The 14,226-nt window shown below is 43.7% G+C and carries 12 protein-coding genes; 6 read left to right on the forward strand and 6 right to left on the reverse strand.

All coding sequences use genetic code 11. The annotated features are described in order from the left end of the window. Positions 1-21 precede the first annotated feature (21 nt). On the reverse strand, positions 22-771 hold the full coding sequence (locus tag ACOTX2_RS22590) for a thioredoxin fold domain-containing protein (protein WP_000720274.1): 750 nt from the start codon (positions 769-771) through the stop codon (positions 22-24). Positions 772-918: 147 nt separating this feature from the next. On the opposite strand from ACOTX2_RS22590, the gene ACOTX2_RS22595 reads away from it, so the two are divergent. From ACOTX2_RS22595 to ACOTX2_RS22610, 4 genes are all read left to right on the forward strand, one after another. Further along, a complete protein-coding gene (locus tag ACOTX2_RS22595) occupies positions 919-1,458 on the forward strand; it encodes a lytic transglycosylase domain-containing protein (RefSeq protein WP_000494968.1) in 540 nt (179 codons plus the stop codon). 82 nt (positions 1,459-1,540) lie between these two features. Further along, positions 1,541-2,098, forward strand: coding sequence for an HAD domain-containing protein (locus ACOTX2_RS22600; protein WP_001371950.1), 558 nt, complete (start codon positions 1,541-1,543; stop codon positions 2,096-2,098). A gap of 123 nt (positions 2,099-2,221) precedes the next feature. Continuing rightward, complete coding sequence (locus ACOTX2_RS22605; RefSeq protein ID WP_000902297.1) at positions 2,222-3,283, forward strand: HNH endonuclease signature motif containing protein; 1,062 nt, start codon at positions 2,222-2,224, stop codon at positions 3,281-3,283. A 9-nt stretch (positions 3,284-3,292) separates the two neighbouring features. Next, the gene (locus tag ACOTX2_RS22610; RefSeq protein ID WP_000654195.1) at positions 3,293-3,799 is read left to right on the forward strand and encodes a YrhA family protein; all 507 of its coding nucleotides are present in this window, start codon (positions 3,293-3,295) and stop codon (positions 3,797-3,799) included. Between the two features lie 122 nt (positions 3,800-3,921). Here the strand turns inward: ACOTX2_RS22610 and ACOTX2_RS22615 are convergent, their stop codons facing one another. The 5 genes from ACOTX2_RS22615 to ACOTX2_RS22635 all read right to left on the reverse strand — a co-directional run bounded on the left by ACOTX2_RS22615 (position 3,922) and on the right by ACOTX2_RS22635 (position 12,238). Continuing rightward, the gene (locus ACOTX2_RS22615; protein ID WP_000386160.1) at positions 3,922-7,872 is read right to left on the reverse strand and encodes a conjugal transfer protein TraG N-terminal domain-containing protein; all 3,951 of its coding nucleotides are present in this window, start codon (positions 7,870-7,872) and stop codon (positions 3,922-3,924) included. An 8-nt stretch (positions 7,873-7,880) separates the two neighbouring features. Next, the gene (gene trhH, locus ACOTX2_RS22620) at positions 7,881-9,296 is read right to left on the reverse strand and encodes an IncHI-type conjugal transfer protein TrhH (protein WP_001257292.1); all 1,416 of its coding nucleotides are present in this window, start codon (positions 9,294-9,296) and stop codon (positions 7,881-7,883) included. Then, on the reverse strand, positions 9,286-10,332 hold the full coding sequence (locus ACOTX2_RS22625) for a thioredoxin family protein (protein ID WP_000196727.1): 1,047 nt from the start codon (positions 10,330-10,332) through the stop codon (positions 9,286-9,288). The genes trhH and ACOTX2_RS22625 overlap by 11 nt, the downstream gene beginning before the upstream one ends. A 591-nt stretch (positions 10,333-10,923) precedes the next feature. Further along, entirely contained in the window at positions 10,924-11,436 is a 513-nt protein-coding gene (locus ACOTX2_RS22630; RefSeq protein ID WP_001140952.1) for a hypothetical protein, read from the reverse strand. 1 nt (position 11,437) lies between these two features. Then, positions 11,438-12,238, reverse strand: coding sequence for a hypothetical protein (locus tag ACOTX2_RS22635; RefSeq protein WP_000004208.1), 801 nt, complete (start codon positions 12,236-12,238; stop codon positions 11,438-11,440). 759 nt (positions 12,239-12,997) lie between these two features. On the opposite strand from ACOTX2_RS22635, the gene mobI reads away from it, so the two are divergent. Together mobI and ACOTX2_RS22645 are read left to right on the forward strand one after the other, a co-directional pair. After that, positions 12,998-13,483, forward strand: coding sequence for a conjugative transfer protein MobI(A/C) (gene mobI, locus ACOTX2_RS22640; RefSeq protein ID WP_000071885.1), 486 nt, complete (start codon positions 12,998-13,000; stop codon positions 13,481-13,483). Continuing rightward, entirely contained in the window at positions 13,480-14,217 is a 738-nt protein-coding gene (locus tag ACOTX2_RS22645; RefSeq protein WP_000995978.1) for a hypothetical protein, read from the forward strand. The genes mobI and ACOTX2_RS22645 overlap by 4 nt, the downstream gene beginning before the upstream one ends. Positions 14,218-14,226: the final 9 nt, after the last annotated feature.

A 14,226-nucleotide genomic window follows, 5' to 3' on the forward strand; every position in this document is an offset into this window, starting at 1 on the left:
CACCTCTTACAGTCGGAAAAGTTACTTTTGCGCAGCGCCCATTTGGGTCACCAGGTTTTCCGGGCTCAGCCACCCCGTAAATAACTGCGGTTTGCCGCTTAGTGTCACCATGGTAGGAGTACCTTGCAGCGGGATTGTTGAGGCCACCTGGAAATGCGATTTGATAATGTTTAAGCAAGCCTCATCAGGACGTCCTTCCGGGATAGTTGAAACCGGATTCATCGCTGCATCCAGAGCTTCGTTTGGCTTTGCTGAACACCAGATTTTGGCCATGTTCCCGGCTACTACCGAGTTCAGTCCTGCACGTGGGAATGCAAGAAACTTAATCGAAATACCGGCATCAAGATAAGACTTCAGATCATGATGCAGTTTTTGGCAGTATCCACAGGTTATATCGGTAAAGATAGCAAGCCGGTATTTTTCGTTTGGTGATTTGTAGTCGATGGATTTTGTTTTGGATGCGAATTCCCGGACGCCCATTAAAATGGCCTGCTCAGTGGTGTTTACCACATCTTTACCTTTCACGTGGAATAAGCTTCCGGTAAAAATGTAATCTCCGTCTTTGCTCACGTAACTTACCCCCTCCCTGGAAATCACCGTAAAAATATCTTTTACTGGCGAGGGTTCGACGTGCTCGATTGAAAGCCCAATGGCTTTGAGCTTATCCCGGGCTGCATCTGGCAGTACCATTGTATTAACCGGCTCGGCATTCATCGTGAAGGCGGTACTTAATGAAAGAAGTAATACCGATGCCTTAATAATTTTTTTCATTTCCGCTCCTTAAATCGAGCACTAATATTATCACGCCCCAAAATTCCAGAATTTTGCTTAAACGCTTAAATCAACGGGTAAAGCCGAAAGAAAGTCGATAGATATATGGGAGAATAGATAAAACGTAGATTCAGTGGAGAAATCGTTGTGTTTACACCACCAGCAGATGATGTGAAACCTATTCCCGTTCCTGATGAGATTTACACTCAGTGCATTACGGATGCCGCCCGCTACTTCGGAATTGATGCTGAACTGGTTTTTACGTTGTTTGACAATGAAGGCGGTAAGGTTGGTACTTTCAGCAGGAATACTAACGGCACTTATGATATTGGCCCAATGCAGATCAACTCATCCAATCTACCTGAAATAAAAAAGCATTTCCCGACGGTAACGTGGCGGGTTCTGGCTTACGATGCTTGCGCAAGTTTCTGGGTTGGAACATGGTGGCTCTATAGAAAAATTGTTGATCGCAAGGGCAATGTGTTTGAAGGGATTGCAGATTACAACAGCAAAACCCCAAAGGTACGTGCAAAGTACATATTTAACTTCATGGTAAAGTACAATCGCCGGATCCAGCAGCGTAACGGGATGGGTGAGCTTTATCAATGGACCCAGCAACCTCCTCGATACAATGGCCATATAGCTAAAAATGTCCCGGAGCAAAACCCGACTCCTGTTGTTAAATAAATACAACCCGATATTACAGAAGATCATCGAGTGGCTTGGGTAAACCACCACAAATATTTCACACTGACTCAGGAGTAATATATTGTCTTCTTCTGCAAGAAATTTATTTAAGATTCTCTCTTCTTTCTTGATCCAGAAAAACCCTCATCATGAAGAAGTATGTGTTCATGAAGAAACAACAGCTGGTTTATGGGCCCCTCTCCCTGATTCGCATGTCGTGCTTTTCTTAGATTTCGATGGGGTTTGCCACAGGTGTAAAAATGAAACCTTTGAGCGAATGCCACTGTTAGAGAAATTGCTGGATAACTGCCCTGCCATGGTGATTGTTATCTCCAGCTCATGGCGTGAGTGCGCTAATACAAGTTATCTGAAATCTCTGTTCCGGGTGCCTTATAGAGACAAAATCATAGGTGCAACCGGTTCGGTATATTTAAAACACGGACAGACTGGTGTGCGGGCTGCCGAGTGTGAGGACTTTGTCTTTTCACATCGAGTTAAAGCATTTATCTGCCTTGATGACGACGAATCATTATTTCCGGCCGGTTATCCGCATTTGCACAAAACCGATTATTACACGGGCCTCACCGAATCTGACCTTGCAGCTCTTAACGCAAGGTACCATCAGCTCATGGGACGCTGATGAACAAAGTAACTTTCCTTTTACCCTGTCACTGCTGATCTCGTACGCCCATCCACTTTAGGATTGATTGTTTTATACCATACGCAATAATGTCTCATATGAATTCGACAAGAAAGGGACATTATGCTGCATCACTGTCAGGCTAAGTCACTGGATGACATATACCTTGAGGATATTCCCCACATCATACATCCGGCCACGGCGGTACATGACCTCGAAGATACCGCCCTGCCAAACCGGATTATTCAGGAATGGAATTTACCGCAGGGATATACACAGTTTGTCAGCCGGTATCACCAGTTCCACCATCAACGCCCCTGGCTCGCTTACCGCGATACGCTTGACGACATCAGATACGGTAAGATCGTTCTGCTTAGAAAAGACATAACCGGCAATGCCGGGCCGGGGGTTATATCAAATGGCAACCTACGCAATGACCTGCCCCTGTCCCTCTTTACCCGTCTGCGCGATATCATCTCTCGTCAGTTGAAACGCCCGGGGTATTACGTTCGATCAACGACACCAGCACAGCACGCCCAATCAACAAAAACCATTAATTCCAAAGCGGCTGGTCGTCTTCTCGCAGCTGGCGGGCTTTATAATGGAAATGTGGAGGGATTTCGACATACGGCTGAACAACTTGGCGGCGAAGCTGTTGAAGGCTATGACCAGGTATTGAACGAAACAACTTCAGGTATGCTGGTTGCAGCGGCTTCACTTCTGGTTATCCGAAATCCAAGGTCTGCGGATGAATTGACAAGTTATCTCGGCAAGTACAAAAAAGCACACGTTTTGCTCGATGATATGAATGTTAGCGAATTGAACTACATGCGCCGAGACAGAGCTGAATATTTAGCTCTCCGTGGACAATTCAACAATACTGTACGCCCTAACTTCCTTAAATCACTTTCAGACCACCCAGATGCCCTGGCTACGTTTGAACCTAACGATTTGATGAAACTTGCAACAGGCAAGGTCCCCTCTGGGTGGCAGGTTCACCACAAGATCCCTCTTGATGATGGTGGCACAAACGCTATAGACAACCTGGTACTTATTCAGAATTCACCATACCATTCAGCACTGTCGAAAGCACAATCCATCATTACGAAGGATCTACCGTATAATTCAAGCACCAAAGTTCTATGGCCATCGCCGAACGGTGTTATCTACCCGGTAGGAAAGTAAGAGGCGCTCATGAAAGATTTAACTCAACTACTCAGCAGCTTAAAGAGGTTGATGGTTGCAGATCACTACCCTTTAGCCAGCCCGGTAGCCCCGGAAGTCTTGAAAGACTTAATCTGCAATCCGCCTCCAGTGGAGTGGGCAGATCACAAAAAGAGCGCCTATATAGATATACAGAAACTCATTAAAACCAGGCTTGATTATGCCCAAGTGTTTAATGCTATGGATGGTTTTGAGTACAACGGACTTACGTTTTATAACCTTGTTCAGGCAGAGAACGAAAATCTATTGTGGTCAAATATTTACATACGCAACTTTGAAGCACGAGACAATGAAATCTACGTTGACCCAAATCTCACTGATAAGGTGTTAATCGGAGAAGATGGCATGTCACTTTTCGCTTATAGTTTTGCAGACGACTGCTTTCAGATAAGAGACAAAGCATCTACTGATTATGTTATTGAATCTCATACAGAGTTTGATAGATTTTTGTCTTCACTGATTCAAACCGTCAGTTGAATGTTCCGCAAGAGCGGTACTTCTGAAAAAAAGGCCGCAAACACATACTTTGCGGCCTTAATTGTTTAGCAGTAATTTACAATCTATTGATAGTCATTTCAGGAGGTTATATTCAACCTCCCTTATTTTTTATTTTCATTAAGCCACTGATCCGCTTTATCGACACGTGACTGGTAAGGCTCATTTGTGTTGCTCAGCTCTGACTTCATGTACTGAATGAATTCATCTGCTTTCTGAGGCCCAAAGCGTGGGTCATCCGTCAATTGCTGCCGGATAGCCCTTTCAGAGTTCTGCGCTGCATTCGCATAAGTCGAAACGCCGTCGCTGCTAATACTCTGATACCGGTCACTTACAGCTGCGACGCCATCAGACATCTGCATGTGATTAAGGACTTTACCCTGGAGAGAATCAGGCATATTTGCAGGGTTAGAGGCATCATTTGCTATCGATGTCTGGGTTTGAAGGATGCCCGCTCCCGTAAGCATCTCATTTACCGGTTTCGCCCCAACGCTGGTTAGCGTATCCGAAACAAATTGCTGGCCCCCGAGTAGCGCACCAGAAATCGCGCCCCGCTCAGTGTTGGCCTCTATCTTTTCCCCAACCAAGCGATCTGTGACGGTCTGAGTGCGGTTACCAACGAGACCACCGCCCGACCCACCTTCTCCCAGGTTTGCCCGTACGACTGACTCAAGTGAACCATCAGCTCTGTTATGAGTGTTGAAACTGCTATGGATGCTCTTAACGTCATTCATACTCCAGTTAACGTTATAGTTACCCAGTTCATTAAGGATCTTCTGGGTATCCGCTTTGAGCTGCTCTCTTTCGGCACCGGTAGCCATGGTGCTGGCACCATAGGTAAAGACAGCTTGCTGTGCCAATTCAGCTCGCTTATCGTCCCGGCTTAAGTTCGGGTTGTTGGCAACACGACTAAAGTAGTTATCAGTGTTATTAGATAAGCCACGAACTTGCCCGCTCTGATACATACTGTTCAAAGCAGTGGCTCGTTGATCCATTCCATCACCAACCACCCGACCTCCAACCTTTTCCAGATCGTTAAATGTGCCTTCTGCATTTCTGACATCCTGACCCGAATTGACGACTTTCTCTACACCCTGATTATTCAGTACAGGTCCATTCTTTTCGAGAGAATTAAGCACATTCCTTTCTTCATCAGAATAAGTGCGGCCCACGTTGTTGTTATGTATTCCCTGAATATCGCCTTTGCCCGCGTTATCAAGGTTATACGGAGTAAAGCCAGCTTCACTTTTTCCAGGGACATGCTGTGTCGCGTCCTGAGCGTTGGAGGAAAGACCGAGTTTAGCCTGCGAATCTACACTTCCACCCAGTTCCCCTACGCGTGACGCACTCATCACGCCAGACGTATTTACGCTGTCAGGAGTTCTATCCTGTGCCTGAGTGATAGTATTAATTCCTGACCCGTCACCTGAAATTCTGTCGAGCTGATTGGTGATAGGTAGCAGCTGCTGTGCATTACCACCGAAGTCGGAAACCAGACTTTTAAGCAGGCTGGAGGTTTCACGGAGATCCTGTTTATTACTTTCGGCCGTCTCTCCCCGGGCGGTATCAATCGCAATTTTTTGCTCACTGAAATCTCGGGTTGCAGCCACAAGCGCGTCAGTACGTTGAAGCTGCGATCCAAGCTGATTACTGGCCTTGAAGGTATCGTTATAGGAGTTGAATTTCTCCATAAACGCATTCTCATCCAGCCCATTCTTACGAGCAAAATTCCTTACATCATCATCACTGAAGTTTTTGTTGCGAATAGAATCGGAGAACCTGTCCAGGTTAATGCTTTGTTTAGAATCAAGGCTCATTCCACTATTGGAGCTTGCGTTAGTCGAAACCGATGTAGAAATATTTTGCGCCATCGTCTGTGTCGCCTGGTTCATTTTCGACGATGCTTCTTTAAACGCATTAGTATTGGATATCTGATCGCTGCTTACCTGAGACGCCGCTTTACTGAACTGGTCAGTTAACGCAGAATCCTGGCTAAGCTGATTCGTGATTGCTTTTGAAAGGTCATTTGAAAGCGAGTCACTGCCTGTATTGGTCTTAGATGCACCGCTACTCAATTGCCCTGCTACAGCCGCTTTCAGCCCGGCTCCATTGCCAGTTCCAACACCTCCATTAAGCCCAGCGTTGAGAATAACATTTGAAGCAATGCTGGCCATCTGAGACGCACTCACCCCATGTTTCGTTGCAATACCTTCTGCTACAGAGGCACCAATCTTATCCGAGATCTGCTTCATTGTTTGCAGGTTGGTTGAGAACTGCTGGCTCGACTGTCCTGACCTTCCAATTTCGCTCATCTGACTGTAACCAGCCTGGAATGAATTACTTGCCGCACTCATAACTGATGAGGTTACAGCTGATCCTTGTCCCTGGCTGTTAGCGATACTTGAACCAGCATTCCACATTCCAAGACGGAAATTACTTGAATCAACTGCGCCGCCATCGCTGTATCCCTGACCGGTACTGGTTAAGGCGGTTCGTGTCACGTCACCAAATGAAGATTTACCGCTGTTAGGGCCATCCCATACTTTGGGCGTTACATGACCAGTATCCACCGGCGCATCGGGGGTCACTCCCTTAACCGCATTCATCATCGGGTGAATCGACTGTGTCATCAGGAATAATGTGAGTACCGGAATCAGAGCATAGAGGGCGGAAGCAACAGACAGGTATGAACTGTATGTTTCCGCAAGCCCTGGGAGTCCCATCCACGTGACGGCATTATTCTGGCTGTTGAGGGTGCTCCAGGTATCCAAGTCGGCCGTCGCGACTTTCTTCACATACGCGTTGACCATTACTGCCGTAAGCGGCCACATATTCACGAAGAGGATAAGTTGCAAATATTTCGCCGCAGCGGCAACACCATTACCACCTAACGCCAGCAGCATAAGCAAAGCAAATGGAGCAACCATATAAGCAAACATTTCAAGGAATGCGATTGCTGCTCCCGACAGTTGTAACCACAACTGGCCCTGTGAAGCCATTGTGTTGGTTCGCTTCAGAGAAGCCTCAAACAACTGCATATCGGAAGCCAGACCGAGTGGGGTCTTATATTTGCTTGCGCCATTTCTGAGCTCATTCATAATGAACAGGTTCAGGGTGGCGTCATACGAACCAATAGCCTTACCGTACATACCATTTGCTGACGCCATAACATCAGTAAAGCTTGCGCCGGTAGGTGCACCATTTGCTTCGTCTGGAGTAAGGATGCCGTTTGTCTGTCCTATAAGGGAAATAGTCTGGCGAGCTTCAGCTGTACTGGTAACCTGTTTCACAGTTGACCAGACCTCATCACACGTACCAGATTTTGAACCGTTAGCGCCAACAATACTGGCAGAGGCATTCTTCAGTGCGCCTTTCATCGCCTGATTAATCCGGTCCATGCTATCTGCCAGATTAGCTGAGAAAATATCGTTAAAAATAGTTTCTTTACCGGCAATATTTGCGCTTGAGTTTTGGGTAGCCTTCAGGCAGTTGTATGCAAGAGACTGAACGGTAGCACATACGTTCATTGGCCCTAGCCCGCTGGCCGGTTCAGGAAATGCGGAACAGTAGCCCTGGCTATCGCCGCCCCATTGCAAAAACTTCACGAATCGGATCATCGGACCGAGGGTGATGTCATCGTCCAGAGTTGTTGCAGACAGGTCCACCGGAGAAAGCGGATCAAACGCTGTTTTATAATCCTTCAGCAAACCCTGGCTTAAGTTAGTGGTGACGGTTGCCATCGCAGCAATAAAAATTGGAATTCCGTCGACGTTTCTGACCTCTCCCGACTTTACAGATTCAATAGTTACATCCACTCGAACCATTGCCATCATGAAAAGGATCAACCCCAAAAACCAGGAGAAAAACGGTAATTCATTTTTGGTCGGAGCCTGAAGCCATAGCCACGTTTTATAGAATAGGCTCACACCTGCTACAACGGCGGCCGTGGTCAGGAACTCTTTTACACCAGTATATTGAGAAAAGATCAGGGCAATACCGGTAAAAGCCGACCAGACAAAATCAATATCACCCAGGGTATATATGTTGTAATCCATGTCAGACCTCAGTTACGTGTGCCACGAATACTTTCAGTGAAAGCCTTCCGTTGCAGGCGACGGTTATCCCAGGTTGAAATGACGTCCGAGCTGGTACCGACCTGGCTGTGCGATAGCTCATAGGCGGCTTTAACCTGTTTTGAGAGATTGTCTGTTAATCGGTTGAGATCATCCCTTTTACCCGACAGCGACTCACTCGGTATGCTCATGGTTGAAATTTTGGCCTCAACCTGGCGCAACATGTTGATTACGAGGCTCGTCGCAGCAATAGTGCTGATGTCCTGAATGTATGCGTACCCTTCCGGTGCTTCGAATGTTTGCAAAGAGTCGATAATGGTCGGGATGCCGATATAGGAGATAATGCGTAATTCATCATCTGAAACACGAACGTCGTTGATGATTTTTTTCTGTACGTTTAAAAGAAGATCAGAAATGGTATCCTTCAATCCCTTAAAACCACCGTCATTAACTTCTGACATGACAAGGCACTGAGCCTTTCGTGGGGATGATGGATCTGGTGCCGGAGAACACTTGAGCATTTTAATTGATCCGCCAGCTGGTGGCCCCATGATGTAATCCGTGACAGTCATGGTAGACGGGCGGACTTCCATTCCCGCTTTTTCGCCTTTGCTATCCCAGTTGATAATGACAGTACCTACGAGAGACATAAGTTGTTCTGCCAGTTTATAACCGGATAACTCCGTTACCCCTCCGATGTTCATCGTTCCCTTATCAATATCCATGAACGACATATAGAAGAGGTTACCACTGAATTTTTCAGCGAACTCTTCGGGATCCTTTGCTTTAACCTGAGAAGTGACAGCTTCAGGTGACTTTGTCATCGATGAGCCAAAATCAGGAATAAGACCATTAATCGATCCCAGAATTGAGGCTGGTCCAGAGCTAACTGAGTTAGCGAACTGGCTTGGCGTACCCACGTTTTCAGAAAGGAAAGAGTAAGTTGCATTGCATGAATCTTTCGCAAATTTATTTAGCGCTTGCAGTTTGTTTTGGATGTCATTAATCGTTGCAGCACAGTCAGCACAAATAGCTGAAACAGCAACGTTAAAAGCATAGATAGCCGCACCCTGGGCAATACCACGGGCCACCTGCACAAGCTGGTCCCCGTTGATCATGCTGAAGGACCCAAGAAAAACGTCAATACCGTTACAACCGACAGAAGCTTTTGGAAACGACATGGAAACAAGGTTGGTATTAACGTTTGTTGTTCGGTAAGACATTGACCCGCCAACTATGCCTGTACGGGTTGCTGTGGAAAAGGTGGCCGGGCTGGTAGACGTCATCATGCCATTGAAAATGTTACGCATTGCGTTGTCTGCATTTGCAGTCGGGGCTAAAATTGCAGCACAAACAGAAAGAGACAAAAGTAACTTTTTGAAGTTGAAAACGGCATTACTGCGCATAAGTGCCTCCAAAACTGCCGCCAGCATTGAGATAATTGACCGGATCGGCCGTAGGCATGTCATAGCCTTCGAGTTTTTGGTCCATTATTTTTTGAAGTAGGAATGGGTCTGATTCCATTTCGGATTTATTAACGGTAATAACGCCATCATCGCCGATGGTATATTGCCTTTTAATATCTAGAGTTGACTGGAACGAAGCGTCATCGATCAGATTCATGCCCTTCGCGGCAAGTATAATAGTGTTCTTTAATTCATCAGCGGAGATCATGCCTTCACTAATGCGCTGAGCTGATGTCCCATCCTTTGAAACCAGGAAAATTGTAGGTACCTCTCGAATTTTAAATTGATCAATAATTTGTGCGTTGGGGATGTTAAAATCCTGAAAAAGGCCATTATGCAATGGCCTTCCATCCATACTGATTGGAAGAATATCTACCGAATAATAGTTCTGCATAAATTGAAGTATTTGGCTTTCTTCGTGGCAAAACTGGCAAGTACTCTGGAAAAAGAAAAATAAACCTGACTTAGTAAAGATATCTTTCATTACCGTTTGCTGATTTTTTTCAACAACAGTGCGGTGAGCATCCAGTGCCACCTTTTCCACTGGTTGCCTGCGTTTTTCAGACATCATCGGGTTTTTAAGAAAATAATCTTTTGATTTGTCAGAAAAACGCGTACTGATATCCAGCATTAACCTTTGCGCCGTGTAATAACGTGATAGATTTTCTGCGGTAGGGTTATCCATTGCCTGCGTTAACAGTCGAGGCATATTCTCTTTTAGCCATTTTGAATTTAAATCTACCATTTCCTCTTTTGAAGGCGAGCTAGCAGCACCGGTTGGTGGCAAAACCTCTTCTTCTTCAGCTTCGCTTTTTTTAGCAGGATCGTCATACCAGAAGAAACCCTTCTTATAAGCCTGGCCAGATACAAAGGGCGTATCTTTTATTAGGGGTTGCTCAGGGCTGGCGTGGGCACCAGTAATTACCAAAGACATAAGCAAAACCATCTTTGAAGGCGCTAATGCAATACGAGTCATAGACCGTTCTCCTTTTCTGATGCGGTTATGATGGCATACAAAAAAAAGGTTAGAGCTCGTATAGCATGGTCGTTTTTATGTTGAAAAGGACGGAAAAGGAGTGCTGACTAAGAAGATAGTCTCGGTGATGGAAAGATCATCCATCTTGCACGTTGTCAAAAATCCGGTGTAACAAAAACATGGTTTTATCGAATATCTAAAAGCAAATATTGCTTTGAAAACAGGTGTATTTAGAGCTGAAAAAAATCATCACAAGTAATGCTGTTTCTATATTTCAAAAAAGGAATAGCTAAGGATCAAAGAAGCGAACTTAGACAAGAATATAAAATATATTAATTGAAAGCGATTAAGAAGTCGTCATGCATAGAAGGTTTTGAGAACCTAAGTAGTTTTACGTTTTCAACAGAAAAAAAGGTGCACATTTTTGGAACGAAGAAAAACTGAATAAAGAAAAATCAAATTATATCTTTACTTGTCAAGAGTTGATATTTAAGTTGTAACTAATATTTGATTGTAAAGCAAACAACAGAATTTGACTTAAGTCAATATTTAGATTCAGACAAGGCAAGTTTCGCGATATCTTTTTTAAATTTAATCTAATTCTTCTTGAGAATACCTCTCTATGGCTGAAGCAGTTGAAGATAATCTGCAACGTGGACAATGAGCATCATTTGTCACTGGCACAATGTATGGGCGTTTACATTTTTCGCAGGCACCTAGTTCTTCAATTTCTTTCATAGAAGTAAGGATTTCTATTATTTTATTAACTTCCGGTGCGCATACAAAGTATCCCAGATTATGAAGGACACTCATTATTCGGTTGAAGTCAATTTGCCGAAAACTCGCTTCCGGATTTATTGGATCAAAACCAAAATAGTTAACTGCGACATCAATAACAGCAGAAAAGGCTCGGCGGTTATCTGTGCGTTTGCTCCAGCCCCGGATACCTTTTTTGAGTTTTGTTTTTGCACCAGGCTCAAAATCGATATTTTCAGCAACATGATTACCGTACAAAATTCGTATTGTATTTTTATTTGCCCCAAGCGACATAGTTCTTGCTGCTCGCAATAGAGCATTAGCTTTTGTTTGATCGACCTTTGCCATATCAATAATCCTTTAACATAACTTTATTTGTTAAAGTGTTGAACACATCCTGACGGTGACTGGTGAACATAGTGTCATAACGTAATAGTTCCATCAAATCATCACTAACTTTTCCTAACCGGATGTCAGCAGACAATTCATAAGCCCAGGCAAAAACTTTCGTTTTAAGTGAAACACTCTCTTCAATATGCCCTTGTGAGAAAGCAATTGTACGTGGGAAAAGAACGACATCGTTAATTGTTTTTAACGATGAATAACCAATGTCTTTAATAGCATCAGCTGTAGTTGGTTTTAAACCAAAGAAAATACTTACAAACTCTGGTGCGAGCATTGAGATAAAGAACACCTGCATAAAGTAGTCATTCTGTATATCAACACATTTAGAACGCAACTCATGAATCTTCTTGGGATTATAGATATCCACTGTACCATTCAGAAAAGTCACTTTTTCACCGGCATCGTAAATACCATAGTCAATATCATTTGTATCATATTCACGAATTACATTGGAATCACCGTCCAAGACCGCAGAAAAAAACCTCTCCCATGTAATTTCCTTTCCGAGTGTACGCGGAACCAAAAAACTACCTGGACGTGTTTCCACTTCAAAAGCTAAATCAGCGGCTGTACTAAATCCTTTCCCAAATAGGCGACGCTGGAGAAGAGGAGTCCCAGTTTGATATGCAGAAGATCCATGCACAGGCAATAACATTAAAAATGCACGGTAACTACGAATAAGCGAAATCTCAGTGCGGAAAAGTTTACCGAGTAAGCTACGAGTTAAATTATCAGATTCTGACATGTGCTGATTGTCCTTGCGCCATTACAATTGTTCAAATCTTCAACATGGATTTTTTGTTAGGTGTTCGGTAGGGTGAAAAGTAACTTTTAGTATTTTCTTAAGGCTTGAATAAGCCTTAAATCTATCCCTTCAACCACACCGCTTACTTGTAACACTTTTTAACCAAACTAACCAGAATTTTATCAAAAATTCCTGCGCATGCTAACGAAATGTGAAGCGATTAAAAAAAAACCTAAATCCAGCCCCTCCCAACGTTGGATTAGAATAACGACGTCTTTCACTGACCGTCATAAACTGACATTTTTACTTTTCATCAACCTCATGCTTACATAGGATCACTAAACAAAGAAAAGTGACCCTATGAATGCCTCACATAGGGTCACTTATGTTTGAAAAGTGACCCTATGTAATGTCGTCATAGGGTCACTTTTTATAAAAGTGTCACTATGGACAAAGTTCCATAGGGTCATTTTTTTTGGAAAAGTGGCACTAGATATATGTATAACTTTAATAGAGCAATGCACATTATCAAAAGCAATAATCCACAATGGTCATTCTGTCAAAAGTAACTTTAGGGGGTAGCGATGGAAGTGAGGCTAAACTCGCTGTTACTGTTTCTGAAGGCCCCTCCCGAATGGGGGAAACAGCGAGTGCATTACATCTGTTCAATTCCCTCATCAAAGAGCATTCAAAAATCTTCTGTTCGTGAAAAAAAACGGAAATTTCCTCCGGTATAGTAATTTCACATCAGGAGGCGTCATGAGTAATTCAAATCTTATAAGTTCTATAGAGCTAACACGTAAAAATTTACGTGCTCAGATTGAAGGTTTGCGTGTTGAGGCTGAAGATCTCATTACAAAATACTGGATCAAGTGGAAGGAACGAAACCACCAAGAGATTAACCTTACCCGACATAGCAAAGTTCCAAAGAGGGAGTACCTGGGTTCTTACGCACCAAAAGTTGAGCTAATTGGTAATGCCAGAAAAGTAACGATCACTTGGCATCAGTTCAGCCCTTATAAAACAAGAGCGCCTAGCCACATGTCAAAACGGGTGCAACCAATGAAAAGTGGAAAATATTCTAAGAACTGTTTTGTAAACCATGCCAGCTGGGAATACGAAATGATTTCTGAAACGGAAGCATTGCTGGAGCCTTACAGAGAAATGCTTGAGCTCTATCATTCAGCATATATCGAACTTGGACGAAAAATCCGTCAATACTCAAAAACTAAGGTGGCACAATGAACGACGCAATTATCACGGACAATGAGCGTATTAACATTGAACCAAAAGATGTAATGGTAAAAGGTTCAAATAAAAAGCAAGGCGTAAACGCTCAAACTTCTACTCAACGTAGACCAGAGCACCAGGGTATGGCCAAAGTTATTATTAACCCCGGCACCCCAGACTTTAACCGGTTTTTAACTGCCAGAAATGGAGCAGTCATCAGAGGTTTTGATGATGTGAGTATCGCTATTTCCTCTCTCTTTAAAACGGTTGATGCAGTTAAACATCCTGACCTTGTTCAGGCTATTCAGGATTGGTTCAACGAGCTGCATGAAGAAAACAATAAGATGAAAGAAAATCTTGTTGCTTATATTAAGTCAATTGAGTTCGACAAGAATGACTCATTCATGTCATCAACTCAGTTTGTACCTTTCAGTTTTGAACCAGTACAACTCAACTTCAATAACCACAACACCATGAGGTTTTACAAGTACATCTTCGAGATGAACCAGCTCATGAACACAATGTATGAGTACAACTCATTGGGTTTACTGGCTGTAAGCGACTATCCGGTTATGTCTCACAACATTATAAAGAGTATTAATTTATATGTTGAGAATGTGAAAAAGACTCTGAATGTTTCTCGCCGTAAGGATGGGCCATACAGTCCAGCAGAGTTCATCACCAAAGTAATGCAATATAAAAGTGTGCAGGCATACATTGCAGCCGAACTGTCAGGCAAACGTCGATAAGGTATGATG

This window comes from Enterobacter cloacae complex sp. IR5412 (assembly GCF_049237385.1).
Lineage (GTDB): Bacteria > Pseudomonadota > Gammaproteobacteria > Enterobacterales > Enterobacteriaceae > Enterobacter > Enterobacter intestinihominis.